Source organism: Haloglomus litoreum (genome assembly GCF_029338515.1).
In the GTDB taxonomy this organism is placed as follows: Archaea; Halobacteriota; Halobacteria; order Halobacteriales; family Haloarculaceae; genus Haloglomus; species Haloglomus litoreum.
The window spans coordinates 1,687,813-1,713,945 of sequence record NZ_CP119988.1 but is presented as its reverse complement, the minus strand read 5'-3'; the positions used below and the strand labels follow the sequence as shown (position 1 = coordinate 1,713,945).

General features: G+C 70.6%; 28 protein-coding genes. 11 read left to right on the top strand and 17 right to left on the bottom strand.

Annotated elements, in window-relative coordinates; all coding sequences use genetic code 11:
* Window positions 1–94: 94 nt before the first annotated feature.
* From P2T62_RS08400 to P2T62_RS08390, 3 genes are all read right to left on the bottom strand, one after another.
* Window positions 95–790, bottom strand: a complete 696-nt coding sequence (locus P2T62_RS08400; protein WP_276260950.1) for a DUF7411 family protein — start codon at window positions 788–790, stop codon at window positions 95–97.
* Window position 791: 1 nt separating this feature from the next.
* The gene (locus P2T62_RS08395; RefSeq protein ID WP_276260949.1) at window positions 792–1,148 is read right to left on the bottom strand and encodes a DNA-binding protein; all 357 of its coding nucleotides are present in this window, start codon (window positions 1,146–1,148) and stop codon (window positions 792–794) included.
* An 89-nt stretch (window positions 1,149–1,237) separates the two neighbouring features.
* The gene (locus tag P2T62_RS08390; protein ID WP_276260948.1) at window positions 1,238–3,058 is read right to left on the bottom strand and encodes an ABC1 kinase family protein; all 1,821 of its coding nucleotides are present in this window, start codon (window positions 3,056–3,058) and stop codon (window positions 1,238–1,240) included.
* A gap of 101 nt (window positions 3,059–3,159) precedes the next feature.
* Here P2T62_RS08390 and P2T62_RS08385 point away from each other — a divergent pair, with 101 nt between their 5' ends.
* The gene (locus tag P2T62_RS08385) at window positions 3,160–3,780 is read left to right on the top strand and encodes an MBL fold metallo-hydrolase (protein ID WP_276260947.1); all 621 of its coding nucleotides are present in this window, start codon (window positions 3,160–3,162) and stop codon (window positions 3,778–3,780) included.
* Between the two features lie 182 nt (window positions 3,781–3,962).
* Here P2T62_RS08385 and P2T62_RS08380 read toward each other — a convergent pair whose 3' ends face one another.
* The 8 genes from P2T62_RS08380 to P2T62_RS08345 form a co-directional block, all read right to left on the bottom strand.
* A complete protein-coding gene (locus tag P2T62_RS08380) occupies window positions 3,963–4,112 on the bottom strand; it encodes a 50S ribosomal protein L40e (RefSeq protein WP_276260946.1) in 150 nt (49 codons plus the stop codon).
* A 78-nt stretch (window positions 4,113–4,190) separates the two neighbouring features.
* On the bottom strand, window positions 4,191–5,495 hold the full coding sequence (locus P2T62_RS08375; RefSeq protein ID WP_276260945.1) for a DHH family phosphoesterase: 1,305 nt from the start codon (window positions 5,493–5,495) through the stop codon (window positions 4,191–4,193).
* 104 nt (window positions 5,496–5,599) lie between these two features.
* Window positions 5,600–6,484, bottom strand: a complete 885-nt coding sequence (locus P2T62_RS08370; RefSeq protein WP_276260944.1) for an SDR family oxidoreductase — start codon at window positions 6,482–6,484, stop codon at window positions 5,600–5,602.
* Between the two features lies 1 nt (window position 6,485).
* The gene (locus P2T62_RS08365) at window positions 6,486–6,917 is read right to left on the bottom strand and encodes a DUF5791 family protein (protein ID WP_276260943.1); all 432 of its coding nucleotides are present in this window, start codon (window positions 6,915–6,917) and stop codon (window positions 6,486–6,488) included.
* A 97-nt stretch (window positions 6,918–7,014) separates the two neighbouring features.
* A complete protein-coding gene (locus P2T62_RS08360) occupies window positions 7,015–10,113 on the bottom strand; it encodes a DUF7286 family protein (RefSeq protein ID WP_276260942.1) in 3,099 nt (1,032 codons plus the stop codon).
* Window positions 10,107–11,006, bottom strand: a complete 900-nt coding sequence (locus P2T62_RS08355; protein ID WP_276260941.1) for a DUF7284 family protein — start codon at window positions 11,004–11,006, stop codon at window positions 10,107–10,109. Before P2T62_RS08355 ends, P2T62_RS08360 begins: the two co-directional genes overlap by 7 nt.
* Window positions 11,000–11,428: a DUF7285 family protein gene (locus tag P2T62_RS08350; protein ID WP_276260940.1), complete on the bottom strand. Its 429-nt coding sequence runs from the start codon at window positions 11,426–11,428 to the stop codon at window positions 11,000–11,002. The genes P2T62_RS08355 and P2T62_RS08350 overlap by 7 nt, the downstream gene beginning before the upstream one ends.
* Complete coding sequence (locus P2T62_RS08345) at window positions 11,409–11,879, bottom strand: DUF7283 family protein (RefSeq protein WP_276260939.1); 471 nt, start codon at window positions 11,877–11,879, stop codon at window positions 11,409–11,411. The genes P2T62_RS08350 and P2T62_RS08345 overlap by 20 nt, the downstream gene beginning before the upstream one ends.
* A gap of 141 nt (window positions 11,880–12,020) precedes the next feature.
* Between P2T62_RS08345 and P2T62_RS08340 the strand changes: the two genes are divergently transcribed.
* On the top strand, window positions 12,021–12,902 hold the full coding sequence (locus tag P2T62_RS08340; RefSeq protein ID WP_276260938.1) for a homoserine kinase: 882 nt from the start codon (window positions 12,021–12,023) through the stop codon (window positions 12,900–12,902).
* A 311-nt stretch (window positions 12,903–13,213) separates the two neighbouring features.
* Here the strand turns inward: P2T62_RS08340 and P2T62_RS08335 are convergent, their stop codons facing one another.
* Entirely contained in the window at window positions 13,214–14,110 is an 897-nt protein-coding gene (locus P2T62_RS08335; protein ID WP_276260937.1) for a KaiC domain-containing protein, read from the bottom strand.
* Between the two features lie 183 nt (window positions 14,111–14,293).
* Here P2T62_RS08335 and P2T62_RS08330 point away from each other — a divergent pair, with 183 nt between their 5' ends.
* Together P2T62_RS08330 and mptA are read left to right on the top strand one after the other, a co-directional pair.
* Window positions 14,294–15,118: an NAD(+)/NADH kinase gene (locus P2T62_RS08330; RefSeq protein ID WP_276260936.1), complete on the top strand. Its 825-nt coding sequence runs from the start codon at window positions 14,294–14,296 to the stop codon at window positions 15,116–15,118.
* Between the two features lie 96 nt (window positions 15,119–15,214).
* Window positions 15,215–16,150, top strand: coding sequence for a GTP cyclohydrolase MptA (gene mptA, locus P2T62_RS08325; protein WP_276260935.1), 936 nt, complete (start codon window positions 15,215–15,217; stop codon window positions 16,148–16,150).
* A 189-nt stretch (window positions 16,151–16,339) separates the two neighbouring features.
* Here mptA and P2T62_RS08320 read toward each other — a convergent pair whose 3' ends face one another.
* Window positions 16,340–17,545 carry a methionine adenosyltransferase gene (locus tag P2T62_RS08320; protein WP_276260934.1) on the bottom strand — a complete coding sequence of 402 codons (1,206 nt, stop codon included), beginning with the start codon at window positions 17,543–17,545 and terminating at the stop codon, window positions 16,340–16,342.
* A 63-nt stretch (window positions 17,546–17,608) separates the two neighbouring features.
* Entirely contained in the window at window positions 17,609–18,178 is a 570-nt protein-coding gene (cyaB, locus tag P2T62_RS08315; RefSeq protein ID WP_276260933.1) for a class IV adenylate cyclase, read from the bottom strand.
* 118 nt (window positions 18,179–18,296) lie between these two features.
* Here cyaB and P2T62_RS08310 point away from each other — a divergent pair, with 118 nt between their 5' ends.
* On the top strand, window positions 18,297–19,334 hold the full coding sequence (locus P2T62_RS08310) for an FKBP-type peptidyl-prolyl cis-trans isomerase (RefSeq protein WP_276260932.1): 1,038 nt from the start codon (window positions 18,297–18,299) through the stop codon (window positions 19,332–19,334).
* A 200-nt stretch (window positions 19,335–19,534) separates the two neighbouring features.
* Here P2T62_RS08310 and P2T62_RS08305 read toward each other — a convergent pair whose 3' ends face one another.
* The 3 genes from P2T62_RS08305 to P2T62_RS08295 form a co-directional block, all read right to left on the bottom strand.
* Window positions 19,535–19,813, bottom strand: a complete 279-nt coding sequence (locus tag P2T62_RS08305) for a hypothetical protein (protein ID WP_276260931.1) — start codon at window positions 19,811–19,813, stop codon at window positions 19,535–19,537.
* 125 nt (window positions 19,814–19,938) lie between these two features.
* Complete coding sequence (locus P2T62_RS08300; protein WP_276260930.1) at window positions 19,939–20,181, bottom strand: DUF7508 domain-containing protein; 243 nt, start codon at window positions 20,179–20,181, stop codon at window positions 19,939–19,941.
* Entirely contained in the window at window positions 20,181–20,669 is a 489-nt protein-coding gene (locus P2T62_RS08295) for a DUF5796 family protein (protein ID WP_276260929.1), read from the bottom strand. The genes P2T62_RS08300 and P2T62_RS08295 overlap by 1 nt, the downstream gene beginning before the upstream one ends.
* A 219-nt stretch (window positions 20,670–20,888) precedes the next feature.
* Here P2T62_RS08295 and P2T62_RS08290 point away from each other — a divergent pair, with 219 nt between their 5' ends.
* The 6 genes from P2T62_RS08290 to P2T62_RS08265 all read left to right on the top strand — a co-directional run bounded on the left by P2T62_RS08290 (window position 20,889) and on the right by P2T62_RS08265 (window position 26,121).
* Window positions 20,889–22,016, top strand: a complete 1,128-nt coding sequence (locus tag P2T62_RS08290) for a sensor histidine kinase (RefSeq protein WP_276260928.1) — start codon at window positions 20,889–20,891, stop codon at window positions 22,014–22,016.
* A 215-nt stretch (window positions 22,017–22,231) separates the two neighbouring features.
* Window positions 22,232–23,071 carry a hypothetical protein gene (locus P2T62_RS08285; RefSeq protein ID WP_276260927.1) on the top strand — a complete coding sequence of 280 codons (840 nt, stop codon included), beginning with the start codon at window positions 22,232–22,234 and terminating at the stop codon, window positions 23,069–23,071.
* A gap of 10 nt (window positions 23,072–23,081) precedes the next feature.
* Window positions 23,082–23,471 carry an Ig-like domain-containing protein gene (locus P2T62_RS08280; protein WP_276260926.1) on the top strand — a complete coding sequence of 130 codons (390 nt, stop codon included), beginning with the start codon at window positions 23,082–23,084 and terminating at the stop codon, window positions 23,469–23,471.
* 127 nt (window positions 23,472–23,598) lie between these two features.
* Window positions 23,599–24,435 carry an RAD55 family ATPase gene (locus tag P2T62_RS08275; protein ID WP_276260925.1) on the top strand — a complete coding sequence of 279 codons (837 nt, stop codon included), beginning with the start codon at window positions 23,599–23,601 and terminating at the stop codon, window positions 24,433–24,435.
* 94 nt (window positions 24,436–24,529) lie between these two features.
* The gene (locus tag P2T62_RS08270) at window positions 24,530–25,519 is read left to right on the top strand and encodes a hypothetical protein (protein WP_276260924.1); all 990 of its coding nucleotides are present in this window, start codon (window positions 24,530–24,532) and stop codon (window positions 25,517–25,519) included.
* Window positions 25,516–26,121 carry a DUF8135 domain-containing protein gene (locus P2T62_RS08265; protein ID WP_276260923.1) on the top strand — a complete coding sequence of 202 codons (606 nt, stop codon included), beginning with the start codon at window positions 25,516–25,518 and terminating at the stop codon, window positions 26,119–26,121. Before P2T62_RS08270 ends, P2T62_RS08265 begins: the two co-directional genes overlap by 4 nt.
* Window positions 26,122–26,133 lie beyond the last annotated feature (12 nt).

The window sequence follows — 26,133 nt, the reverse complement described above, 5'->3', positions numbered from 1 at the left end:
CAGGAATTTCGATAATGGATCTGTAGAGCATATATCATCGTAAGTTGAAATATTAGTACCATATATCGCAAATTCGAGATATATCTGTCCTCCCCTACCGGTCCGTCCGCCCGGTCACGCGCGACTGCGTGTGTGCCGGGAACAGGTCCTCGATGCTCGCTCCGTCGTGGTCGCGTCGGAGCACCGCCCTGATGGCCGTCTCGTAGTCGGCCTTCGCCACCGTCTCGCTCGGGCCGTCGGTGACGGCCAGGTACCGGTCGGTGAGGCGGTCGATGGCCGACCGGCCGTAGCCCCGCAGCGGGACGACGTAGTCGACGCCGTGGCGGTCCTCCAGGCTCTGGACGGCCGGCCTGTCGAGGCGTGGCACGCGGTCGTCACGCCGGGTTCCGTCCGCGACGACCGGGGGACCGGCAGCATCATCGCGGTCACCCGCATCGACGACCGCTTCCGCGACGGCCTCCAGCGCGCGCTCGTGAACCGACTGGATGGCCTCGTTGGGGTAGCCGTCCTCGACGGTGCGGGCCGCCGCGTCCTCGGCGACGGACGCCGGCAGCGAGACGACCCGGTGGTCGAATCCGAGGGCGGCGGCGGCCTCGCCCGCGTGTTCGGTCGCGTCGGTGAGGCCGGGACCGGGCCTGGGAGCCGCCTCGACGCCGAACCCGATGGTCACGAGCGTCACGTCGTAGAACGGTTCGAGGAGGAGTGCGGCCAGCGCGGAGTCCTTCCCGGCGCTGAACAGGACCCACGCGTCCGGCCGGCGGCCGGTCGCCGGCACCTCGGTGGGGGCCACGCTACCGGCGCTTGATGTCGAAGCTCTGCTTCTCGGGCTTGAGCTCCTGCAGCAGCTCCTTCATCTGCTCCTCGTCGATACGGCCCTGGAGCCGGCCGGAGCGATGCAGCGCGATGACCTGCTGTTCGACCTTCTCGGCGAAGTCCGGCTTGCTCATCCGGATGGTGTTGAGGCGCTTGCGGGCCCCGTCGTCCAGCGCCTTCCGGAGCATCGCCTTCTTCTGTGCCTCGGCCTGCTCGCGCTGGGCCTCGGCGGCCTCCTCGTCCATGCCGCCCTGGCCGCCCTGGCCCTGGCGCTCCTTCAGCTCCTTCATCTTCTGCTCTCGGAGCTCCTCGATGTCTTCCTCGTTGCCACTCATGGGCACCCGTTGTGTCGTTCGGAGGAAAACCGTTTCGCCGCGGAGCCGTCGGCGGCACGGGCTGGTGACGCGCCGGCCGGACGACCCGCTCACTCGTCGCGGCCCTGGCGCTCGCGCATGTTCTGCCGGGTGAACTGTGGCGTGGCCCTGATACCCCGGGACCGTCGGAACGACCACGCGGTCAGCCCCAGCAGTCCGGCCGTCGCGGCGGCCGTGACCGCGACGATCACGGTCCCGACCACGTCCCGGAAGCCGTAGGCGAGTGCCGTCATCACGACCCCGGAGGTCGTGAGCCCGCCAAGGACGATCCGTAGCCCGAGCCGCCGGACGACCCGCCCGTCGTCGTGGACCCTCGCCGTGACCTCGACGTTCCCGCGGCGGACGCGGTCGAGCGCACGCTCGGCACCCGTCGGCGCGCGGAACACCGCGAGCCCGATCCGGGCAGCCTCGTCGAGTCCCGCCTCGAGGAGCCGCTGGACCGACTCCTGGCCCTGCTCCTCCCGGACGTAGTCGGTCACGACCGCGATGAAGTCGAAGTCGTCGTCCAGCGTGTAACACACCCCCTCCAGGATGGTCGAGGTCCGCACCATGAGCGCGAGGTCCCGGGGCAGCCGCATCGGGAACTCCCGGAGCGTCCCCTGGAACCCCTCGACCAGCTCGCGCACCTCGCTCACGTCCACCTCGCCGCCCCGCAGGTTGTCGAACGCGAGCTGCATCCCCGCGCGCATGAACTCCCGGTCGGCGTCCGGGTCCAGCGCCCCCATCCCCTCGAACGCGTCCAGCACGCCCTCGATGTCCTCGCTGGCGACGGCGACGTAGAACTCGAACAGTTCGTCGCGCCGGCGCTCGCTGAGCGTCCCCGTCAGCCCGAAGTCGTAGAACACGAGCGTCCCATCGGGTTGCACCGCCAGGTTCCCGGGATGGGGGTCGGCGTGGAAGACGCCGTCCTCGATGATCATCTCGATGTACGCCTCCAGCAACCGTCGGGCCAGCGCCGTCGTGTCGATACCCATCGACCGGAGCGTCGAGACGTTCGATATCTTCGTCCCCTCGACGTACTCGGAGACGATGACGCGGTCGGTGGTCAACTCGGCGACGACGGGCGGGATGCGGACCTGCGGGTCGTCGGCGAAGTTCGCCCGCACCAGCTCCTGTCGGCGCGCCTCGTGGGCGTAGTCCATCTCCTGGCGGATGGTGGCGGCGTACTCGTCGGCGAGGTTCTCCAGCGTGAACCGCTGACCCGGCGGCGCCAGCCGCGTCACGAACGGCAGCAGCGTCCGGATGACCCGGAGGTCCGCCTCGACCCGCGGCCGGACGCCCGGGCGAAGGACCTTCACCGCCACGTCGCTACCGCCCGCGCTCGCCGCTCCGTCGGACGGGAGCCGCGCGACGTACACCTGCCCGATGCTCGCCCCGCTGATGGGCTCGCGCTCGAACTCGGCGAACACCTCGTCGACGGGGCCGAGTTCGCCCTCCAGGACCTCGCGAGCCTCAGACCAGGGGGCCGGTGGGACACGGTCCTGCAGCGCCGCGAGCTCCTCGACGTACGCCGGCGGCAGGACGTCCGGCCGTGTCGACAGCATCTGGCCGAACTTGATGAACGCCGGGCCCAGGTCCAGCAGCGTCTCGCGCAGCTTCCGGGCGCGGCGACGGTCGTCCGCGTCGGTCCGCTCGCGCCCCTCGCCGAACAGCAGCCAGCGCCGCCGGTCCCGCAGGAACGCGACCGCGAACGGCAGGAAGGCGCCGATGACGACGAAGAACCGGTACAGCGACCGGAGCCGGACACGAAGGGGGAGCCGCTCGTCCGTGACCCCGCCGACGAGTTCCGGCTCCGGGAGCTCCGGGTCGAGGCCGTCGCTGTCGGTATCCTCTGGGAACGTATCAGCCGAGTCCGCGGCCGCACTGCTCACACCCCTACTGGGGCGCGGCGCCCGGATAAAGGGCCTGTTCGGGGCATCCGTGACCCCCCGCGAGGCAAACGCCTTTGCGGGTGCCGGACCCAGCCCCGTTCATGAGTGATACCGACGTCGTCTGCGTCACGGACGGGGCCGAGACGTTCACCTGCAACGCGTATCTGGTGCCGGGGTCGGTCACGACGCTGGTCGACGCCGGCGCGTGGGACGGCGTCGTCGACGCCGTCCGCAAGCACGTCGACGACGTGGACCGGGTCGTGATGACCCACCAGCACGGCGACCACGTCGCGGAACTGGACGCCGTCTGCGAGGCCTTCGACCCGACGGTGTACGCCTACGCCGACCACTCATGCCGGACCCATGCCATCGAGGACGGCGACACGGTGCAGATCGGTGATGAGGACTGCGACGTGGTCTACACCCCCGGTCACGCCGACGACCACGTCTCGCTCGTCTCGGCCACCAGCCTCTACTCGGGCGACGTGGTCGTCCACGACGACGGCGCGTTCGACTACGGCTCCTTCGGCCGGACCGACATGGCCGGCCAGTCCCGCGAGCGCCTCATCGAGTCCATCCGTGACCTCCTCGACCGGATGCCCGAGGGGGTCGAACACATGTACGCCGGCCACGGTGCCGTGTTCCACGGCGACGTGCGCGACGTGGTCGAGACGGCGCTTGAACGGGCCGAGAAGCGCGAACCGAAGTACCCGGACGGGTAGTCCCGCCCGACGAGTGACCGACGACCGGTAGCCCGCCGGCGGGATGCCCGACCCGCAGATGTCCGCGTTGCGCCAGAGACAAGACGAATGATTATGGAATCTCTGAACATCCCCGACACTCTCCAACGAGATATCGGAGTTAGATAGATACTGTACCGCGGGCGCCGCCCGGCCGCCCTGATTCAGGCTGCGCGCCGTTCCTTCGCCTTCGGCCGGAGGTTCTTGTAGCCGCACTTCCGGCAGCTGTCGGCCCGCTCCGGGTTGCGGGCATTGCAGCGCATACAGATCATCTTCTTCAGCATCCGATCCTCCGCTTTGTCGAACTGGGCCATACCCCCGGTTCCGGACGCGGCGGTTAAACGTTTCCGGGTCCGGCCGAGCACATCGCGCCGACCGGCCGGATGACAGACTCAGTCCCCGCCGCTGGCCTCGGGCCGGTCGACCGGGTCGCCGACGTCACCCCGGTCTGCCTCCCCGGGGGGAACCGGGTCGGCCTCGCTCGCTGCCACCGCGCCCGGAGCGACCGGCTCGGCCGGCTTGTCGGGCGCCCCCTCTGGGTCCTGGCTGGCCATGACGGCGAAGACGCTCTCGAAGAATCGCTCGATGCTCACGCCGTCGCCGGGGCCAAGTCCGGCCATGTGTTCGACCGAGAGCTGGCCGCCGCCCATCCGGGCGTGCCCGCCGGCGTCCGCCATCGGAATCCCCTCGATGGCCGTCGACAGCGTCTCGCCGATGTCGACGCTCCCCTCGATGGCCCGCCCCGAGAGGTGGAGCGTCCCGTCACAGCGCCCGGCGACAACGACCGCGCGGGTCCCCTTCATCCGGAGGAGGTCGTCCGCGGCCTGGGCCACCGCGTCCGGGCTGGGGACCTCCCCGGCGTGCGTACAGACGAAGGCCCCGCGCTGGACCCGGTTGAGGACGGCCCGTGCCCGGACATCCATCCGCTCCGGCGACACGGGGGGGTTCGCCACGCGCTGGATGGTGTCGGGGTCGGCCCGCTCCGAGCAGTAGGCTGCGGCGTCGAACTCCGCCGCGGTGCAGCCGCGGGTGAATCCAGCCGTGTCCGACCGGATGCCGTACACGAGCGCGGTCGCGAGCGATTCCGACATCGCCGGGGTGTCACGACCCCCGTCGTCGGCCCCCCAGCCGAGTTCGCGGAGGTACTCCGCCAGCAGGCTCGCGCAGGCGCCGTAGTCCGACCGGATATCCGTGAAGGCCGTCGCCTCGGCCTCCCCGGGATGGTGGTCGATGACGGCGTAGGCGTCCACGCCGCCGGCCCCCGCGAAGCCGCGGGGCTGGTTGTGGTCGACCAGCACCACGTCCCGGTTCGCGATGTCGCTCGCGTCACGGAGGCGCGTCGCCTCGATATCCAGCTCCTCGACGAGCGCGAGGTTCTCCTCGTGGCGGATCTCGCCGGGATAGTAGATGGTGGTGGACGTATCGACGGACGCGGCCAGTTCGCGCACGGCCAGCGCACAGGCCAGCGCGTCGGGGTCCGGGTTCGGGTGCGTCAGGACAGCCACCTCGTCGACGGCCCCGAGCGCACGCCGCAGTCGCTTTCCGGGCGTCCTGGAGTTCCGGAACCGCAGCAACAGGTAGCCACCGGTGGCGACGACAGCAAGCACGACGGCGCCGACGGTGAAGGGCCCTGCATCGAGTGCTGGGCCGATGCCGACCGCAGCCGCTGTGACGGCCCCTCCACTCGCGAGACCCATCTCCCGTGCCGCTTGATTGCCCGGGGGGAAGAAGCTTCCCCTCCACCTGAAACACACCTTTCGACCGTGCGATTCTGCTCCGCAGAACTTCCGTATCCAGAATTTTACGACGCGTTCCGGTACGATTCGATGGCTGCGCGGTAGCCCTCGCGGTAGGTCGGGAACCGGAACTCGTAGCCCAGTTCCCGGAGCCGGTCGTTCGAGCAGCGCTTGCTCGTCAGGATGCGCCGCCGTCCCGCCTCCGACAGGTCCGGGTCGTCCAGCCGCTCGGCCTTGCTCCGCTTCGCTGGCCGCTCGACACCGCACTCGTCGGCCAGCCAGTCGGCGAACGAGTGCTTCTCGACCGGCTCGTCGTCGACGGCCAGCAGCAGTTCCTCGTCCGCTCCCTCCAGCATGAACCGGACGACGCCGGCGGCGTCGTCCCGGTGGATCATGTTCAGGTAGCCGGCGGTCACCGGTCCCCGGATGTAGCGCTCCAGTCGGTAGCGGCCCGGTCCGTACAGCCCCGCGAACCGCGCGACGCGGCCCGTGAGGCCGTACTCGGGTGCGACCTCGCGTGCGACGCGCTCGGCCTCGGCGAGCACCCGCGTCTTCTCCGTGGTCGGGTCGAGCGGCGTCGTCTCGTCCACCCAGCCGCCGTCATGGTCGCCGTAGACCCCCGTGCTGGAGGTGTAGACGAGCTGCTCCGGCGGATCGTCGCGCGCGCCGAACGCCTCGATGGCGGTCCGGAGTCCGTCGACGTAGACCTCGCGGGCCGCGTCGGCCCCGCGACCGCCCGAGCTCGCGGCGAACACCAGCGCGTCGGCGTCCGGTACCGCGGCGAGGTCGTCGGTGTCGGTCACGTCGGCCCGGACGGCGGTCGCTCCGGTGGCCTCGACGGCCGTCGCCCCGTCGGCCGAGCGCCGGACGCCGACGACCTCGTGTGTCGGCTGGAGCTGGCGGGCGAGTTCGAGCCCGACGTACCCACAGCCGAGGATGCAGACGCGCACGTCAGGGGCTCCGCTCCTGGATGGTCGCGTGGAGCAGCGCGAACTCGCGGAGCGTCATCGGGAAACGCCCCTCGACCTTCGACTGGATCTCCCGGGCCTCCATGGCCCCGTCGGCCTCCGCGGCCAGCGCCTCCACGTCCAGGACCGCGTTGGTCATGCCAATGAGCAGCGCGTCCCGGTCGAGTTCGGCGGCCGTCTCCGCGTCCACATCCACGTCGCCGTCGAGTGCGAGCAGGGCCGTGGCTTCCGTGTGGTCGAGGTCCGGTGACTCTCCATCGACGAGCGCGCGGATCGTCGCCTCGTCGACGCCGCTCTCCGCGGCTGCCCGCTCGATACCGTGGGCATCCACGACCGCGATCAGTTCCGACTCGTACCGCTCGTACAGTTCGTCTGGCCCCAGTTCGCCCGGGTCAGCGACGATCTCGTGGAACATGCCGGCGCATACGGCACGGGGGGATAAGTGCGGCCGGGTCACGGCCCGTCCCCGGGCGCCTGTGGCGCCCCCGACGCGCCGCGGCGGCGCCGGACATCTACGGCGCCGGGCCGGACCACGGCTCCGGCGTCGGCCAGCCCGTCCGCTCGTCGCCGTTCCCGTCGGTATCTCCCACGCCCCGGCCGCCCGGCGGGACCACCACGAGCACCGCGGTCTCGATGTCGAACGTGACGCGTGTCGCTCGGCCCAGCCGTTCGGCGTCACCGTCGTCGTCCACGTGGAGCCGGACCGGGCGACCGTCGCGCTCGTACGCGAGCGGTGGTCCCGGAACACCGTGCCCACGGGCTCTGACCACCAGGGACGGATGTGTGCCCCGCACGTGGACGTCCCAGACGTTGACGGTCGCGTACCACGGCTGCACCGGCGGCAGGACCGGGAGGCCCGCAGGGACCGTCCGGGTGCCGGCGTCGTAGAGGCGGTCCCTCGCCGCCGTCCCCGCGCGATCGACACCGGTCTTCACCGCCTCGGTGACCGCCGCGTCGAGAAGGTCGCGTGCCAGCCGTCCGGTCCGCTGGGTCGGTCGGCGTGGGACCTGTGCCGCTGGGCCGTCCAGCGCTCGACGGAGCTCGTCCCGGAGGAGGAGTTCGAGCCGGTCGCTCGTGGCCCTGCGCCCGGAGAGTGCCCCTCGCTCGACAGCAGCACGGGCGACGGCCTCCGCCGCGGAGCCGTTGGCCAGCGCCAGTGCCCGCCCGGCCGGGTCGTCCCATGGATCCAGACCGGCGGAGACCAGCTCTCGTCGTTCGGTCACCCCCTCTACTCCCTCCCGACGGAGGCGTGCCCGGATCCGCGCCCGGAGTGCCCGGTTCGAGGCGACGACGGCCCGCCGGAGGTGGCTCCGGGCGTCGACCAGCGAGGCGTTCTGCGCGGTGGTCTCGTTCCCACCACCTCCGGCGGCGCGCAGTGTCCGGGCGGCCGTCCGCAGTGGGACGTGGTCCGGGCCGTCGCTGCGGACGAACGACGCGATGTCGCCGGCCGGGAGCGTGAAGACGTTCAGGTTCCGTGCGGCCAGGGGCCGGACGGTTCCACTCCCCCGGAGGCCGACCTCGCTCCGGGAGATGTCGGTCAGCGACAGCCGGCTCGGGGTCGCATCCGGGACGAACCCGACGCCTCGCGAGCGCCGCTGCCCCTCGCCACGCCGCGCCGTGCTCGCGTTCTCCGCGACCGCGCGGAGCCGCTCGATGCGGCCGAGCGATGGGAGTCCACGGGACACGAGCGAGCGGTTCAGGCCGTCCCGGGCACGCTCGCGACGGTCGGCCCGCCCCTCCAGCCGGGCGAGGACACGGTCGAGATAGGCCGCCCTCGCGGCCACGCGCGCCCGGTCACTCGCCCCGTCGTACGTCGCTGGCGCGTCGAGGAGGGACCACCGCCGGTGTCGCAGGGTGGCCGCGAGGTCCGCAGCGACCGTCGCGTCGAGCGTTCCCAGGTCGCGGCGCGAGGTGCGGACGGAGACGTTGCGCACGCGTCGGTGCAGGGCGCGCAGGTCGCTCTCCACCCATCGGCTCAGACGCGGTGGACGCTGGCCCTCGACCGATACGGGGGTCGTGTCGACCGTTCCGGCGACCGCGCGTTCGGCGAGCCGTCCGTACCCGCCCCGATCGGCCACCAGCTGCTCCGTCGCGCGCGCCGGTACGTCGGCGAGGTTCGGACCGACGAGTGCCCCGCCGGGGTCGTGGACCGGGTGGACGGCGCGTTCCGGGGTATCGTCGTTGCGGGTTCCGTGGTCACCGAACACCGCGACGGCTACCCGGTACCGTGTCGTGGTGTGCTGGCGAGTGACACGTGTCCGGTTCCCGTCTCGCCAGTGACGGACCACCGTCGCTCGCTCCCTGACACGTCGCCGCCCCCCGGTCAGGCGGTGCCAGTCGCCGGGAACGCGTGGCGGGGCGGCGCTGCTCCCTCCGACGGTGATGTTCCGGGATACCCGCTCGACTCGCCGCTCCCGCCCCACGAGCCGCCAGTCCCCTCCTCCCGCGGGCCGGCGGCGTCCGGACTCGCTGCTCCCGAGCCGACGTGTCCGGGTCGCGAGTCGAGCGTGGACGGTGTAGGACTCCCGCAGTACACGCGTGAGGTTCGGTGAACCGCGGGCCGGTCGTCGGAGCATCGCGGCGAGTGCTCCGTCCCCGCTCCGGCCGACACGGACGGTCACCTGCTCCGTCTCGAAGGGACCGGCTGACTCGGAGCCCCGCGACGCGCCCCGGAGCAGGAACCGTTCCAGCGCACCCAGAGCCCGGGCCCCGGTAGCCGACCGCCCCCGTTTGATCTCCTCGGAGCCCGAAGCGACGGCATCCTTGCCCAGTGCTCGCGCTGCCGTGGTGGCGAGTCCGTCGGCCCACTCCGGGTCCATCGTGCCGAAGGTGCGGGCCTGTGCGTCGTAGACGGCGGCGTCCGTCGCGAGCGCCAGGTGCCGGTTCCCCAGGACGTTGGCGATCGGAGCGCCGGCCCACTGTGCCGTCCCACGCCCGGTGGCGACGAGGTAGGTGCCGACGGTGAGTCGGGCGCCGGCGCTCCGGGGCGAGAGCGTGGCTGCATCCAGTCGCCGTTCGTAGGCGACCGTCCGGTCGTGGAGCGCGAGTACCGGTGAGCCGACGGTCAGGTTCACCTGAAGCGACTTCCGCGTCAGTACCCGTCCGTGGCGGGCAGCACGGAGGGAGACGTTCCGAACGTGGACGCGGAGTCGTGTCCCGTCCGGTCCCGCGCGCCGGACACGGATCCGTTCGATGGCACGACGGACGGTGGCCGTCCGGTCGTCGTCCACGGCCGGCAGGCCGGCGCTCGCCACGACGGACGATTCCTGCGCCCGGACGGTGGCCAGTTCGTCACTGGCTGCCAGGTAGATGCGGAGCCTGAGCGCGTCACGGAAGGGACGGGAGTCGTTCAGCGCCCGGCCGACCGTGGTGTTGGCCGGGGTCACGACCGGGTCGGCCGCGGCCGTGCGGGCCGCCCGCCGGACGGCTGCCCGTAGCGCCGGGACCACGCCGGCACCTGCCCGCTCGAGCGCGGCCTCCGTGGCTGGCTCCCGAACCGCCGGTGCCGCGCCCAGCGACGCGTGGAACGCCGTGCTCGTCACGAGGAGGACGACTCCGACCAGGGCGAACGGGACCCGGGCACGGTCGCTCTCGCCGAGTGACCTCACCATGCCATCACCACCACCCTGACCTGGCCGACCCGGACCGCGTCGGCAGCCGCGTTCGGCGAGTCGAATCGTGACCGGAGGTCGGCCTCGAAGCGTCGAGAGAGCGCCGCCACCAGTCGGGCGTTCGCGCGGCGGGGTTCGACAGCGCCGACTGGGTCGGCGACGCTCGTCCCGAGGGTGCTCGCCGTCCGGCGGTAGCGCTCCGCGAGCAGCGCGTCGACGGGGGAGTCCCCCCGCAGCGCGAGCCGTGTGTCGTCCGGTGGGAACCAGCCGACGACGGTGGCCCGTGCGAGGACGAGCGCCACCCCCCGGTAGCCGCTCCGGCGTGCAGCGCGTCGAGCCCGCTCACGGGACGTCGGGAACCGACTCGGGACCGTCATCCTTGCTGCCGCGACGGTCGCCTCCGGTGGCGGCCGCGGCCCGGCAGTGACGACGCCCCGGGTCGGAGCCCCCGGGTACGGGACCCAGGTCGCTCTGATCCGGGTCCGGCCGCCCGTCGCGCGGGTGACGTTCCGGACAGCTACACGGATCCGTCGCTCGAACCCGTCGCTTGCGCCGGAGAGTGCTCGCCCGTCGATGCTCGCGTTCTCGACCGCCGCCTCGGCGAGGAGGCCGGCATAGCTCCCGTGAGCGACCCGCGCGAGTTCACCCGCCGCGTTCGTCCCGGCCTCGCCGTCCAGTCCAGCGGTGTCGAGATCGTAGGCCACCGAGGTAGTCCCCGTGGCGAGCGCCTCGACCGTCGCTGCCGGGGCGGGCCGGCGGCTCGTCTCCGCTGGGGAGTCGTGCGGGAGCGCGAGCGTGCCGACGGCTGCCGATACCAGCAGCAGGCAGAGGCTCACGTCGACGACCGTACTGACCGCGCGGTCGCGGCCCCGACCGGCGGCCCGACTCACCATACGACCACCCGGAGGGTCCCGACCGCAGTCCGGTTCGGGCCGGTATCCACCGCGACCCGCCGTCGCGCACGGTCCCTCGCGTCGTCCGGGACCGGGGGGCCGACTGTCCACCGCCGACGTCCAGCGTCGAGGGTCGCGTTCACCAGCTTCCGGTCCGGGCCAGCCGCGAGTGCGGGGGAGAGGCGTTCGGGGTCGACAACGCCGGTCGGGTCGCTGGCCGCCCCGGCGACGGCGTCCAGGGCCGTCGGCGCCAGGCCTGGCTCGGCCGGCGTCGGCACCGCCGCGTGGAGCGCACCGGTGTAGAGTCCGAAGCCCGCCGTCACCGCGAGGATGGCAGCTAGCGCAGCCAGGGGCTCCACCTGACCACGCTCGCCGGGGGCCGCCGACGGGCGCGCCCGGCCGTCAGCCGACGAGCGTGACATCGACATCCCCCCACGTGACGTGACGGACGAGCAACTGATCGGGGGCAGCACGCCACTCGGGGGCGTGCTGTCGGGCACGGGCCGCACGGTCGGCCAGCGCCTGCGGCGTCTCGAAGGCGCGGGCTGGTCGGCCACCTGTCAGGACCGCGCGCAGGTCACCGGCGTCCGGAGGCACCGGTGTCACGGGTCCGTAGCTGAACGGTTCGCGGACGGCGCCACCGTCCGTCCGGAGGGCGATACCGGCCGGGTCGATCCGGACCGCGGCCGCGTCGAGCGGGTGTTCTGCGGTCGACGCGTACGGGCCGGAGGCGACCGCGTCGACGGTCCGGGCGGCGGGGGCCGGGTCGGGTGGCGCCGCGGTCGGGAGACTGGTGGCCGTCCCGAGGAGCGCGAGGCTGACGGTCGCCAGGCCGAGCCAGACGTACCAGGCGTCGGCAGGTGTTCCGAGCACGGGGTGGTTGGTCCCGTTCCGGTACTTGAACCTTCGTCACGCCACCTGCAGGGGGTGGTCGCTGTGCCCGCATCCGCCGGAACACCGGCGGGCACCCGACATGTCGCCAAGTTTTTGCGAACCTGTCCACAATCCGGCCTCATGCTGACCGTCCGGGCGCCGGCCACGAGTGCGAACCTCGGGAGCGGGTTCGACGTGTTCGGCGTCGCCCTCGAGCGCCCGGCGGACGTCGTCCGTGTGGAGAAGGCCGACCGGACCACCATCGACGTCTCCGGCGTCGGCTCGCAGTACATCCCGGAGGACCCGGAGAAGAACACGGTCGGCGCCGTCGCGAAGGAGCTGGACGCCCCGGCCCACATCCAGATCGACAAGGGCGTCCGGCCGGCGTCGGGGCTCGGCTCGTCGGCCGCGAGTGCCGCCGCTGCCGCCGTCGCGCTCAACGAGCTCTACGACCGGGGCCTCACCCGCGAGGAGCTGGTCCCCATCGCCGCCGAGGGGGAGGCGGTCGTCTCCGGCACCGCCCACGCCGACAACGTCGCGCCCTCCATCATCGGCGGGTTCACCATCGCCCGGGAGGACGGCGTCACCGGCATCGACGCCGACATCCCGCTCGTCGCGGTCCTCCCGGAGATCGTCGTCTCGACCCGTGACGCCCGCCGTGTCGTGCCCGAGACGGCCACTGTCGACCAGCTGGTCGAGACGGTCGCCAACGCCGCCACGCTCACCGCCGGCATGGCCCGCGACGACCCGAAACTCGTCGGCCGCGGGATGAGCGACTCGGTCGTCACGCCGGCCCGCGCCGAACTCATCGACGGCTACAACGAGGTCTGCACCGCGGCGATGGCCGCCGGTGCCTGTGGCGTCACCATCTCCGGTGCCGGCCCCACCGTCATCGCGGCCTGCGACGCGGACGACCGCCGTGCGGTCGCCAACGGGATGCTCGACGCCTTCGAGGACCGCGGCACCGAGGCCCGGGCCTACCAGACGCTCGTCGGCCGAGGAGCCGAGATATTCGACAAATAAGCTTAGAAAACCCCTATTAATCCCCCAAAGTACTTCTTTGAAATCAAAGAAGCATACTATTGAGCAGAATTGTCGGCTCGCTCCGTGGGACGGGCAACAGGCGTCGCTCCTTGACACAAGCAGCGGGCGCCACTCGGTGACACAGATAAGCCACTCGGTGACACAGATAACCGAGCTTGCGTACGCGCGAGCGCAGCGAGCGCGTTTCACCGCTCGGAGGCCCTGCGGGCCGGAGAGCGGCTTTTTTGGTGCAGATGTTTTCGGTGAGCGGTTCGGCTTCGCCGCCGAATCCGAACCGGAGAATGTGCGCGTTAAAAGATATTGGCCTGCTGATAGACGGAGATGCCCTCGCCCGTGATCTCGTAGGGTTTGGTCTCGCGTGAGTGGTTGGCGTTCCGGATCTTCTGGATCTCGACGGCCAGGCGGGTCTCGCGGAACTCCGAGCGGACGTACTGGAGGACGAACACGCCGTCGGTGAGGTACTCGATGATGCCGTGCCGGGAGGCGTAGGGGTTGTCCTGGTCGGCCTCGGAGGTGACCATCGTCGTGACGCCGGCGCTCTTGAGCGCCTTGGTGAAGTCGAACACCTCCGTCCGGCGGTCGGGCTGGTTGTCGTACATCATCTCCAGCAGGGAGACGGAGTCCAGCACCAGCCGTTCGGCGTCGAAGTCGTCGATGAGCCGGGGCAGGTCGCTCCGGATGGAGGCCAGCGAGTTGGCCATCTCGACCGGGTCGAGGTCGATGATGGCGAGCTGGTCGTCCTCGAGGTACTCGTCGAAGGGCCAGCCCTTCTCCGTGGCGGCCTCGACGATGGCCTCGCGGGACTCCTCCAGCGTGATGTAGACGGTGCGTTCGCCCTCCTCGAGTCCCTTCTGGAGGAACTGGAGGCCGAACGTCGTCTTCCCGGTCCCGGCCGACCCGATGACGACCAGGAGCGACCGCTCGGGGACGCCGCCCTGGATCATCTCGTCCAGGCCGGTGATGCCGAGGTCCACGCGAGGGAGGTTGGATTCGAACTCCTCGTCGAAACCCGAGGAGGAGCCACCTCCCTCGAAGGCCGAGGCGAAGTCCTCCTCGAACAGCTCCTCGCCCTCCTCTCCGGGTGGGCCCCCACCCATCCCGCCGGCATCCGGGGCGCCGCCCTCGTCGAAGGAGGCGTCCTCGTCGAGGCCGCCCTCGAACCAGTCGTCATCTCCCTCGTCGCTCACGGCCCCACCTCTCCGTCAGCGCACACGTTCATGTCCTCCGGGTTGGATGTCGTAACTGATTAAGCTTGCCCGCCCGGGCCGGTCGTTCCGGCGCTGCCCGCTCCTGCTGACGGGGCAGGCTCTCGGATCGTCGGCAGGCCGCTCCCGCGGGGTTCTTGACGGCGGGGGGCGAACGCCCGGGCGATGCATCTCGGCATCGTGGCCCAGCGGGGCAATCCCCGGGCCGTCGAGCTCGCCGAGCGGATCCGGGGGGACGTCCCGGAGGCCAGCGTCGCGCTCGACGAATCGACCGCCGGGGCCGTCGACCAGCCCGACATCGGCGTTCCGGTCGACCGGATGTCGGCCTGCGACCTCGTGGTGAGTATCGGCGGCGACGGGACGTTCCTGTTCGCCGCCCGGGGGGCCGACACCACGCCGATGATGGGCGTCAACCTCGGCGAGGTCGGGTTCCTCAACGCCGTCCCGCCGGAGGAGGCCGTCGACGCCGTCCGTGGCGTCGTCTCGGAGATACGGGGCCGCGGGGAGCCGTCCGTCTACGAGCTCCCGCGGGTCGTGGCCGAGAACGACGACTGGGCGCTCTCGCCGGCGCTCAACGAGATCGCCGTCATGGGCCCACAGCGGGGCCGGGCGAACGGCATCGGTCTCGAGATCCGGGTCGACGGGTCCCTGTACGCCGGGAGCCGGGCCGACGGGGCACTCGTCGCCACGCCAGCCGGCAGCACGGCGTACAACCTCAGCGAGGGCGGGCCGCTCGTCCATCCGGGCGCCGATGCGCTCGTCCTGACGGAGATGTGCGCCCGCTCGCCGATGCCGTCGCTCGTCCTGGGACCCGACAGCGAGGTGACCATCCGGGTCGAGGAGGCCGACAGCGCGGTCGTGGTCGCGGACGGTCGGCGCTCCGAGACGGTGACACCGCCCACGCAGGTCGCCGTCCGCCGGGCCGACGAGCCACTGCGGGTCGCGGGACCGCCGCTGGACTTCTTCGCCGCGCTCGGCAAGCTCGACTGACCTCTCGGTCAGTTCTCCGAAACCGCCAGACGGCGCCGAGTCGCTCCGTCTCCGCGGTCGTAAGTGCTAACAGCGTCGCGCCCCTCGTTGACGGTAATGAGTGAGCAACTCCCGGACGTGCAGGCCTCGCGTCCGGAGGTGAGTGTCGGACTGAACCGGGTGGGCGTGACAGGCGTCGAGAAGCTGGTGAAACTCGACCGTGACGGCCGGCGCCCCATCGTCCTGATGGCGGAGTTCGAGGTGTACGTCGACCTCCCGAAGTGGCGCAAGGGCATCGACATGAGCCGGAACATGGAGGTCGTCGACGAGATCATCGAGGAGGCACTCGAGGACCGGCACGTCCGCATCGAGGACCTCTGTGGCGACGTGGCCGAACGCCTGCTGAAGAAGCACGACTACACCTCCCGCGCCGAGGTGTCGATGGACGCCGAGTACGTCCAGCGCGAGGAGACACCAGCGAGCGACCGCCCGACACAGTTCACCGCCGACATCCACGCTTCCGCGACCGCCAACGGCGACGGCACCCACGAGGAGGTCGGCACCACGGTCACGGGGATGACGGTCTGTCCCTGCTCGCAGGGGATGAGCGAGGCCCGTGCCCGCGAGACGCTCGCGGACCTCGGCGTCGAGGAGGACGTCGTCGAGTCGTTCCTGGACGAGGTGCCCCAGCCGGGCCACTCCCAGCGCGGCCACGCCACGCTCAAGATTCGAAGCAAGGGCTCCCCGGACGTGGACCTCGAGGACCTCATCGACGTGGCCCGGAACTCGATGTCCGCGCGCATCTACAACATGGCCAAGCGCCCGGACGAGGACCACATGACCTACCACTCCCACGCGAACGCGAAGTTCGTCGAGGACTGCGTCCGCTCGCTCGCCGAAGGGACGGTCGAGCGCTTCGACCTCCCGGATGAGGCCGTCGTGACGATGAAGCAGTCAAACGACGAGTCCATCCACCAGCACAACGCCCATGCCGAGCGCGTCGCCGAGTTCGGCCAGCTGAAGGAGGAGCTGAACGGGAGTCTGGCCGACTGAGGCGGTTCTCCCGGAGTCGGAATCTTCCAGGAGACCGTCGTTTTCTGGTGGAATCGGTTCTGCTGTCTCTTCCGTCCGCGCGAGCGAAGCAAGCGCGGTTCCCCGCTCCGAGCGCAGCGAGGAGCGGCTTGTTGGTGCAGATTGTTGGCGAGGGGTCGCCGCTGGCGACCCCCTCGCGAAACCGGTGCGTTAGAAGGTCGTCAGTTCGCCCTCGATGACGCGCTCGGTGATGCTCGTCACGTCGGCGAGTTCGCGGTCGATGATGCGGGTGGCCTCCTCCTCGATGTCGGCGACCGAGACACCGTCCGCGGTGACGAGCGAGGCGTCGGCGACGTGCGGGTCGTCGATGGGTTCGCCGATCTGACTGAGGAGGCGGATGCGGATCTCGCGGATGCCATCGACCTCGGCGACGACGCTCTCGGCGATCTGGGTCGAGAGCAGGTTGTAGATCTTCCCGATGTGGTTGACCGGGTTCTTCCCGGAGGTGGCCTCCATACTCATCGAGCGATTCGGGGTGATGAGACCGTTCGCGCGGTTGCCGCGGCCGACGGAGCCGTCGTCGCCCTGCTCGGCGCTCGTCCCGGTCGTGGTGAGGTAGATGGAGCCGTCCTCGTAGTCGTCGGCGGTGTTGACGTGGACCCGGACCTCACGGTCGGTGATGTCGGCCGCCAGGTCGTGGACGAACTCGCGGATATCGGCGACGGCGGCGTCGTAGTCGTCGAGGCCGTCGACGTGACTGTCGATGATGGCGACGGCGACCGTCACGTCGATCCGGTCGCCCTCGCGCTTGCCCATCACCTTGATGTCGGGGCCGACCGCCGGGTTCTCCTCGGCGTAGTGCCCGTTGAGCTGGCGCTCAGTCTCCAGCACCACCTGCTCGGTCTCGGTGAGCGGCGCGTGGCCCACGCCGAACGAGGTGTCGTTGGCCATGGGGACCTGGCGGCCCTCATCGTCGAAGACGCCCTGCAGGTCGCCACTCCCCTCGCCCAGCTTCACGTCCACGACCACGTCGGTCCCGTGGTCGAGTTCGGGGAAGTTCTCGCCGAGGTAGTCACGGGCCGCCCGCAGCGCGATGGTCTCGGCGGGGATCTTCGTCCCCTGGTACTCCTTCGTGGCACGGCCGGTGATGAGCAGGTAGATAGGTTCGAGCACCTCGCCGCCGCCGAAGGCGGGCGCCGCGCTGCCGGCGACGAGCTGTGTCTCGTCGGTGTTGTAGTGGAGGACCTCACCCACCCGGTCGAGATAGGCCTGTGCGAGCGCCTTCGAGACGGCCTCGGCGATGCCGTCGCAGATCGAGTCCGGGTGTCCCAGGCCCTTGCGCTCGACGATCTCCACCTCCTGATCCTCGACCGCGCGGCCCACGACGGGCTCGACGCGGATATTGCGGTCGGTCATTACCGCCCCCTTCCGCTGGCGCGGGCGTATAACTTACGGAAACACCAGAGCGGCAGAAGATTACTACCGTGCATCAGCAGGTCCGTCCGCGGCGAGCAACAGCCCGAGGTACGAGGTCCGTATCTGGTCGTCGGGGTCCAGCCCCAGTTCCTCCAGCACCTCGACGGCCCCCTCGCGCGCCGCCTCGACGGCCTCGGCCTCTGTCTCGACCTCGACGAACTCGCCCAGGCCGTCGACCCGGTCCAGCGTCACCGTGTAGCCGCCGTACCGGAAGAAGCGGCGGTGCTTCTCGACGGTAGCCGCCGGCTCGAACCCGAGACCGGCGAGGATGCCCTCTGCCGCGTCGTCGTCCAGCACGACGGTCTCGTGCTCCCGGCGGGTCTTGGACTCGGTCTCGACGAGCGGACCCTTGTAGGTGAGTTTCGTGACGGTCTCCGGCGCATCGTCCTCTCCGTCTACCGGCGTCTCGCGGCGCAACCGGAGTGCCTCGTCCGTGGTGGCGAAGTCCCGATGGGGGGCGTCGTAGTAGGTGTCGACCTGTGAGACCCCGCCCGCGTCCGTCGCGCCCACGTCGGCCAGCCGCGCGCGAACCCGGTCGTGGTCGGCGCGGACCTTGAGTTCGACCTCGTACATGGCCGCAGGGAGCAGGCCCGGACCGAAAAACACCCGGATGCGACCGCCCCGTCCACCGGAACGCGGTGTGCAGCCCCGAAACGTGACCGTTAAGGATGCGTCGGGAGTCGGTCGTGCTATGAGCGACGAATCCGACGAGGACGTCGAGGAGACAGCCGCCGACGCCGAGGCCGAGGAGGCCGAGGCGGAGGCCGAACAGGAGGAGAGTCCGGAGTCGGAGGCCGCCGACACCGAGGACGAGGAAGAAGAGGAAGAGCCCGAGGGGCTCCAGGACGGCGACTTCGTCCGCATCGACTACACCGCCCGAACGGTCGAGGGCGACCAGCTGGTCGACACCACCGACCCGGAGGTCGCCGAGGAGGAGGGTGTCGCCGACCAGGGGACCTTCGAGCCGCGCGTCATCGTGCTCGGCGCCGGTCACCTGTTCGAGTCCGTCGAGGACGCCATCATCGGCGGCGAGCCCGGCGACACCGGCTCCGTCACCATCCCGCCGGAGGAGGCCTTCGGCGAGTACGACGAGGAGCGCGTCCGCACCGTCTCGGCCGACAAGATCGGCGAGGACGACCGCTATCCCGGCGCCCGCGTCCAGATCGACGGCGAGCAGGGTGTCCTCGAGACCATCGTCGGCGGCCGCGCCCGGGTCGACTTCAACCACCCGCTCGCGGGCGAGGAGATCCAGTACGAGTTCGAGATCGTCGACGAGGTCACCGACCAGCTCGAGCGAGCGCAGGGGCTGTTCGGGATGTTCCTCGACATGGACCTCGAGATGCACCTCGAGACCGACGAGGTCGAGGAGACCCGCGTCGAGCAGCCCGACGACGAGGACGACGAGGACGCCGAACCCGAGACCATCACGGAGACGGTCGAGAAACTGACGCTGTACGTCGAGTCCAACCCGCAGCTCTCGATGAACCAGCAGTGGATGATGCAGAAGACCCAGATCGCCCAGGAGATCATCGAGAAGACGGGCATCGACCGCATCATCGTCCAGGACATCCTCGACGGCTCCGGCGGCATGATGGGCGGCATGGGCGGCATGATGGGCGGCATGGGCGGCGGCGCGCCCGGCGGCGAGGACGTCGACGAGGCCGACATCGAGGCCGCGCTGGAGGAGGCCGACATCGACGCCGACGAGATCGCAGAGGAGATCGAATAACGCTGTCCTACGCGGCGGCCGAGGGCCGCCGCGAGACTCGCCAAGGGGACGGACGCCGCACCGAGCGATTATCTGCCTTTCGCCCCGATTTGTAACGAATAGTTGAGGATCATCCGATATCGCAGATACAATCGAATTACTTCGGGAGTCGAACCCGAATCAGCGTCCCGTCCGGCCGTGAGCACCGCGAGTCTCGGGGCCTACGCGTCCCGTTGCTCGTCCCACTCGTCGTCGGGGAGCGGGCCGAACGGGACCTCGACCTTCGTGAAGAACACGTCGGCGCCGAGTTCGACGCGGTAGGCACCCTCCTGCTCCTCGGAGGGGGGATAGACCGCCTTCATCGCCTCGATGACGGCCTCGGCCTCGGCCTCCGTCTCGACGATCCGTTTCGGTTCGCGGTCGCCGAACGGTTCGGCCCACTGGACCACCCAGCGCGTCTCTCGCTCCCCGTCCGCCTCGTCGGCCTGCTCGGGTGCCATGTCCGGGCGTTCCTCGCCGACGGTCTAAACGGTACGCTTCCGTGCGACCCTCGCCGCTTCGGCGCCGGCCCGGGCCGGATCAGCCGCGAGGTCGGTGGCGCGAGGACGGCCGCGAAGGGAGCCGACTACAGCCGTTCCCGGTGCTCCTCGGCCAATCGCTCGGCGTGGTCACGGTTCTGGCAGGCCTCCCACCGGACCTTCGGGGCGTCCCGGTAGGCGAGCACCTCCTTGAGTTCGTCCCGGAGGGGGCCGTGCTCGACGGCGATGACGGTCCCGTCCTCGTCACCGAGTTCGTAGACGCCGTAGCGGTCGGGGACCCTCCCGACCGTGGCACGCTCGAGCGGCTCCCAGCGCTTCTGCAGGGGCATCACTCGACTCCGTCGGCCGGCTCGGCCTCGCTCGCTTCCTCGCTCTCATCGCCCGCCTCGGGCGCGACGATCTCGTAGGCCTGCTCGGAGAGTTCGTCCTCGACGAAGACGAACACGCGGCCACGGGCCTGCTCGGGGTCGGCCTCGACCTGCACGCGGTACCCCTTGTTCGTGGCCTCGACGCCGGGGAAGATGGAGTCGGTCTCGCCGCGCTCCAGGATGACCCGGCCGACGCCGGTCGCTTCGAGGATCTCGTCGTCGGTCTTCCGGTCGTTGACGTACACCATCACGCCCTCGGTCTCGGTGGGGTCCGTGACGAGGACGTGGACCTCCTTGCCGGGCGCGGAGATGACCCGCCCCTCGGCCTTCTCGGGGACGCCGTGGTAGAACACCGACCGACCGTCGGTGTAGGTCACCTCCACCCCCTCGGGGTCCAGGGAGACGCCGACCGTCTCCGGCGGCACGTCGCTCCGGTTGGCACTGCTCATGACCGTCGCTACATCGCTCGGCGTGAAAAGGGACGCGGGGCACCATCGCCGAACGGTCCGGCCACCCCCCAGCCCCAACGACTAAAGGTCTGAGAGGCTTCCGGCATGCATGGACTGTCGTTCGGTCGCCGGGCCGTGCGAGAGAGCGCGGCGACCGACCGCCCTCACCGGAATCCAGTGTCGCGTCCCCATGGGATCGGACCGGCTCGCTCACTGACGATGGAGGGTTCGTTCTTCCGCGATCTGGTGGCGCGGAGCCGGGACGCGATCATCACCATCGACAGCGACAGCACCATCGTCTTCGCCAACGAGGGGGTCGAGCGGACCCTCGGCTACGACCCGACGGCGCTGGAGGGGGAGCGCCTGACCGACGTGATGCCCGAGCGATACCGGGAGCCCCACCTCGACGCCCTCGAGCGGTACGTCTCGGACGGCGGCCGGGAACTCGACTGGAGCGGCATCGAGCTCCCGGCGCTCCACGCCGATGGCCACGAGGTACCGCTCTCGATCGCCTTCGAGGAACACGAGTACGACGGCGAGCGGGTGTTCTCGGGCATCATGCGCGACATCTCGGACCGCATCGAGCGCGAGGACGCGCTCGAGCGCAAGAACGACCAACTGGAGCGGTTCGCGGCCGTCGTCACGCACGACCTGCGGGACCCGCTGAACACGGCGCGGGCCACGCTGACGCTGCTGGAGGCGGTGACGGAGGGACGGGAGAACGCGGCCGAGTACGTCCAGGACCTGGAGTCCGCCCTCGACCGGATGGACGCCCTCATCGAGGGCGTCCTGATGCTGACCCGGAGTGGTCGAGCGGTCGGCGAGCCCCAGTCCGTCGACCTCGGGACCGTCGCGGAGCGCGCCTGGGAGACCGCGGGCGGGAAGGACGCGAGCCTGGAACTCCGGGCGGAGGGGGCGACACTGGAGGCCGACCCCGAGCGGCTACGGGCGCTGCTCGAGAACCTGTTCCGCAACAGTGTGGAACACGGCTCCACGGAGGGCCGGACGGAGTCCGCCGACAGCGCGGAACAGGCGGGGGCGGGACAGCGCCCCCCGAGCGTCGAGGTGACGGTCGGGCTCCTCGGGGAGGCGGACGAGGAGGCCGCAACGGACGATGGCGGGTCTCCCCCCGACCCGACAGGGTTCTACGTCGCCGACGACGGCCGCGGGATCCCCGAGGCCGAGCGTGAGGCGGTGTTCGAGCGCGGCCACACGACCACCGACGAGGGCACGGGAATCGGGCTGAGCATCGTCCGGACCATCGCCGAGGCCCACGGCTGGGAGGTGCACCTGACCGAGAGCGATGCCGGGGGGGCACGCTTCGAGTTCCATCTCTCCGACGGCTGACCCCCCGCAAGGATTATGCCGTGACCCGACCACGTATCGGATATGTCCAAGAAGGCACTCGCGGTCGTCGCCCTGCTCGCCATCGTCGCCATCTACCTCGTCCGCCGGTAGATCGACACGGCCCTCCACGAACCGTCCCCGGCGCGGCCGCGAGGACATCGCCGCCCGCGCCGGCGAACGACACTACTTACCGTTCCGCCCCACCACCACCGGGTATGGAGTACGGGGTCGTCACGCGGAACGCCGAGGAACTGGAGTGGCCCGAGTTCGACGTCGGGTTCTACGAGGTGAAGTCCGTCGCCGGGAAACCCTCCGAGCCGGAACCCGAGGCGGTCAACATGGTGTCCTGTTTCGCCGACAACGCCGCCGCCACCGGGAACCCGGACCTCGTTCCCGAGGACCCCGACGGACACAGGGCGACCCGGGAGCGCGAGTACTTCGACTGGGACTACATCGACCCCTCGGTCGTGGACTACAAGCGCGGCCTGCTCGACATCATCGAGGACTGTGCCGAGGTGAACGGCGATGTCCGGCTGGACGATGTGGGCTGGCCGCGCGGGGAGTACTGCCACTGCGACCGCTGTGACGCGGCGTTCGCAGACAGCGGCTTCGACGACCGCGAGGTCTGGCGTGCCGAGGTCATCACGGACTTCGTCGCGACCGCCCGCGAGCACGTCCCCGGAGACCTCTACCTCACCGTCTACCCCGACCCCTACCCCGGCCACCTGTACGAGCGTGCCGGGCTCGACCTCGAGGCGCTCGCCGAGTACGTCGACGAGTTCGTCGTCCCCATCTACGACATGGCGTACTCGACGACGTACTGGCTGGAGATCCTCGCGTCCGCGTGGGCCGACCGCTCCGGGGAGCTGGACACCCCGTTCTCGATCGAGCTGTACGCCGTCAACGTCGATCTCGACAACCTCACGAAGGCCGTCCGCGTGGCCGCCGAGTACGGCGACCGCGTGCTGTTCGGCTACGACGCCTCGCAGGCGCGGGCGACGCTCAGACGGATGGACGCCGAGTCACGGCCAGGTGTCGACCACGGGAGCGACTGAGGCGGAGGCCGTGCAGGGACTCACACGCCGGGGGGTGCTGGGCTGGCTCGCAACCGTGACCACGCTGACCGCCGGCTGCAGTACGGAGGCCGAGGGGCCGCCGGATGGGGCCGTCCACTGCTACAACCAGACGAACTTCGAGCGGTCGGTCCGGGTCCGGGTCGCCAGGGCGGGCGGCGAGTCGCTCCTCGACCAGACCTTCTCCGTCCCCGCCGGGGGGCGGGCGACCTCGGCGGATGTCATGCCCGAAGCTGGCGACTACGAGGTGTCCGCGGCGAGCGACGGTGACCGCTCCTCCCGGACGCTGACGTTCCCGTCCGACGGGGCCGGTATCATGGGGTACGTCCGCGTGGCCATCAGCCGTGACGGGGTCCTCGTCTCGCGGGCAGGACTGCGGTGAGCTGTCATCGGCGGCCCTCTCCGGACCGCCCGGTCCTCGAACAGCCATCGGGGTGGAGCGGCATCGCCGCACGTCGACCCGGCGGGCGGAGACGGATATTTAATACTGCGGCTGCACAGGCACTCGCATGGACCGAATCCCGTTCGGCATCCGGCGGCTGGACACGACCATCGATGGGGGGGTCCCCGCCGGGAGTGTCGTGCTGCTCTCGGGAGAGGCGGGGGCCGGCGCGCGGGAGTTCATGTACACCTGCGCAGCCATGAACGGGCTCCTGCAGGCCGATCCAGACCTGTTCGATCTCTACTACGGCGACCTGGCGTCGGGCGCGGTCCCCCCCGAGGAGGTCCACTACCTCTCGTTCACCTCCGACGAGCGGAAGCTCCGCCAGGAGATGGGGCTGGCGATGGACGACGACCTGGTCTCCTCGAGCAGCCCCGCGGTGACGTTCCACGACCTCTCGTCCGAGTTCTTCCAGCTATCGCCGGTCCCCCGCGAGTGGTACTCCGACCGGACGGCGACGCTGTCGGACCTGAACAGCACCCGCGAGCGCCAGTCGGTCCCGGCGGCACTCGGCGAGCGACTCTCGGACAGCGCCGCCAACAACCTCGTCGTCATCGACTCGCTGACCGACCTCGTCGCCGGGGCCGGCGACGACCTGGCCTGGGACGACATCCCCGTCCTCCTGAAGGGCATCTCGCGGGCGGCGTTCGAGTGGAAGGGGATCATCCTGGCCCACGTCAACAAGGAGACCCTCTCGGCCCTTCAGCACGGCCAGCTGATGGATGCCGCCGACGGGACGCTCCTGTTCGAGTGGGAGTCCGGCGGCTCCACCCGGGCGCGGACCATGGTCGTCAAGCAGTTCCGCGGCGTCCTGTCGCGGATCGAGCAGGAGAACATCGTCCGGTTCGAGACGGAGATCGGCGACGCCGGCTTCGACATCAGCGACGTGCGGAAGATCCGGTAACGTCGCGGACGGCACCGTTCCGGGGCCGTTCGACGAGGTAGGGGACGGTATCGCCGGAGGAACGTTTTAATGACGCCACTTGCAAAGGGAGGGCATGGAGAACGAGTCAACCGAGGGCCGGACGCTGACACTCGAGGTCCCGGCGGCCCTCGACGAGTGGCTCACCGAGCGCGCCGCTGCTCTCGACGTCGAGCGCTCGGAACTCGTGAGACAGCTGATCGGGGGGTACCAGGTGGCTGCCGAGACAGCGGACGACGAGTCGGTCGCGGCGCTGGAGACCGCCATCGAGGAGCACAGCGTCGACATCGACGCGGTGGTGGAGGCGGCCATCGAGGAGGCCGACACTGGTGGGACCGTCGACGAGGAGGCCATCGTCGGTCGGGTCCTCGACCGGCTGGAGGACCGCCTGGCGACACTCGAATCGGAGCGTGAGGAGCAACTCGACGACATCCGTCGGCGCGTCGTCCAGCTCAAGGAGGCCACCGGGTCGAAGGCGAGCGTCGACCACACGCACCCGGAACTCGAGCGGCTCGACGAGGTCGTCGACGAGGTCGATCGCCTCCGCGAGCAGGTGGCCGACCTCGACGCAGTCGACCGGCAGGAGGCGCTCGCGTCGGAGCTGGAGGACGTACAGGGGAAGCTGACCCAGCTGGCCCGCGTCGTCGTCGAACTCCGCGATGCGGATGGCGGGGCGGACACGGAGCGCGAGCGCCTGGCCCACATCAGGCGGACGGCCGCCCGCGAGGGGTTCGAGGAGGCCGCGTGCGGCGCCTGTGGCGAGACGCTCCGGGTCGGACTGCTGCCCGACCCGGCGTGTCCACACTGCGAGAGCCCGTTCGGCGATATCGTCGACGGCTCGGGCAGCCTGTTCGGGTCGACCCCGCGACTGGTGGGAGTCCACGACGACCGCGACCCCGACGCACCGTCGGGCGATGGGGCCGGGACCGACAGGGCACCCGACCTCGATACCGAGACGGCCGATGTCGACCGGCTGGCACCGGCGGACGACGTCGCAGCGGACTCGGCTGACCCGGAGCCGGGCGACGACAGCAACACCGGAATCGCCGACGGGGGGGAACGATGACCGAGGACGACCCCGAGGGCACGGCGGACGACGACGACGACCCGTTCGACGACACAGACGACGACCCATTCGACGACATCGAGGGGGTCGAGCTGGAGGACGACCCATTCACCGACCTGAGCGCCGGTGACGAGGACCCCTCGACGGACTTCGGTCCATCCGACAACACCCTGTTCACCGACGAGGGAACCACGGACCTGGACGAGGAGGCTGTCTGGGAGCGCATCGAGGGCGACGGCGAGGACGGCACCGAGCCGGAGACGGCCCCCGAACTGGACGCCGGGGCCGGACCGGACCGGCCGCCCCGGTCCGACGAGGAGGACGAGGGGCGCGAGACGGTCGTCAAGAAGCGGAGCTACTGCGAGCAGTGCGAGTACTTCTCGGAGCCACCGGCCGTCGCCTGCACGTACCCCGACGCGGAGATCGTGGAGCTCGTCGACACCGCCCGGTTCCGGGTCCGGAACTGCCCGATCGTCACCCGGCGACGGAGCAACGACCTCGCCGCGATCACGGAGGGCGGTGGCACGGCCGACCCCGAACTGGAGGGCGGTGCCGCGACCGACCCCGAGCCCGAGGCCACCGACTCCGGCGCCGACGACTGAGACGCAACCGGG

What these genes read in the sequence shown, in the direction of transcription:
- P2T62_RS08305 (WP_276260931.1), bottom strand. Translation starts at nt 19,813, where the DNA reads ATGGCACCCGAGCAGGCCGACGAGGCGGACGGGGAGCGAGAGACGCGC.
- P2T62_RS08275 (WP_276260925.1), top strand. Translation starts at nt 23,599, where the DNA reads ATGGACCGAATCCCGTTCGGCATCCGGCGGCTGGACACGACCATCGAT.
- P2T62_RS08265 (WP_276260923.1), top strand. Translation starts at nt 25,516, where the DNA reads ATGACCGAGGACGACCCCGAGGGCACGGCGGACGACGACGACGACCCG.
- P2T62_RS08375 (WP_276260945.1), bottom strand. Translation starts at nt 5,495, where the DNA reads ATGGGTCTCGCGAGTGGAGGGGCCGTCACAGCGGCTGCGGTCGGCATC.
- P2T62_RS08365 (WP_276260943.1), bottom strand. Translation starts at nt 6,917, where the DNA reads ATGTTCCACGAGATCGTCGCTGACCCGGGCGAACTGGGGCCAGACGAA.
- P2T62_RS08285 (WP_276260927.1), top strand. Translation starts at nt 22,232, where the DNA reads ATGGAGTACGGGGTCGTCACGCGGAACGCCGAGGAACTGGAGTGGCCC.
- P2T62_RS08320 (WP_276260934.1), bottom strand. Translation starts at nt 17,545, where the DNA reads ATGACCGACCGCAATATCCGCGTCGAGCCCGTCGTGGGCCGCGCGGTC.
- P2T62_RS08395 (WP_276260949.1), bottom strand. Translation starts at nt 1,148, where the DNA reads ATGAGTGGCAACGAGGAAGACATCGAGGAGCTCCGAGAGCAGAAGATG.
- P2T62_RS08310 (WP_276260932.1), top strand. Translation starts at nt 18,297, where the DNA reads ATGAGCGACGAATCCGACGAGGACGTCGAGGAGACAGCCGCCGACGCC.
- P2T62_RS08380 (WP_276260946.1), bottom strand. Translation starts at nt 4,112, where the DNA reads ATGGCCCAGTTCGACAAAGCGGAGGATCGGATGCTGAAGAAGATGATC.
- P2T62_RS08360 (WP_276260942.1), bottom strand. Translation starts at nt 10,113, where the DNA reads ATGGTGAGGTCACTCGGCGAGAGCGACCGTGCCCGGGTCCCGTTCGCC.
- P2T62_RS08330 (WP_276260936.1), top strand. Translation starts at nt 14,294, where the DNA reads ATGCATCTCGGCATCGTGGCCCAGCGGGGCAATCCCCGGGCCGTCGAG.
- P2T62_RS08340 (WP_276260938.1), top strand. Translation starts at nt 12,021, where the DNA reads ATGCTGACCGTCCGGGCGCCGGCCACGAGTGCGAACCTCGGGAGCGGG.
- P2T62_RS08300 (WP_276260930.1), bottom strand. Translation starts at nt 20,181, where the DNA reads ATGCCCCTGCAGAAGCGCTGGGAGCCGCTCGAGCGTGCCACGGTCGGG.
- P2T62_RS08355 (WP_276260941.1), bottom strand. Translation starts at nt 11,006, where the DNA reads ATGGTGAGTCGGGCCGCCGGTCGGGGCCGCGACCGCGCGGTCAGTACG.
- P2T62_RS08270 (WP_276260924.1), top strand. Translation starts at nt 24,530, where the DNA reads ATGGAGAACGAGTCAACCGAGGGCCGGACGCTGACACTCGAGGTCCCG.
- P2T62_RS08385 (WP_276260947.1), top strand. Translation starts at nt 3,160, where the DNA reads ATGAGTGATACCGACGTCGTCTGCGTCACGGACGGGGCCGAGACGTTC.
- P2T62_RS08295 (WP_276260929.1), bottom strand. Translation starts at nt 20,669, where the DNA reads ATGAGCAGTGCCAACCGGAGCGACGTGCCGCCGGAGACGGTCGGCGTC.
- cyaB (WP_276260933.1), bottom strand. Translation starts at nt 18,178, where the DNA reads ATGTACGAGGTCGAACTCAAGGTCCGCGCCGACCACGACCGGGTTCGC.
- P2T62_RS08290 (WP_276260928.1), top strand. Translation starts at nt 20,889, where the DNA reads ATGGAGGGTTCGTTCTTCCGCGATCTGGTGGCGCGGAGCCGGGACGCG.
- P2T62_RS08350 (WP_276260940.1), bottom strand. Translation starts at nt 11,428, where the DNA reads ATGTCACGCTCGTCGGCTGACGGCCGGGCGCGCCCGTCGGCGGCCCCC.
- mptA (WP_276260935.1), top strand. Translation starts at nt 15,215, where the DNA reads ATGAGTGAGCAACTCCCGGACGTGCAGGCCTCGCGTCCGGAGGTGAGT.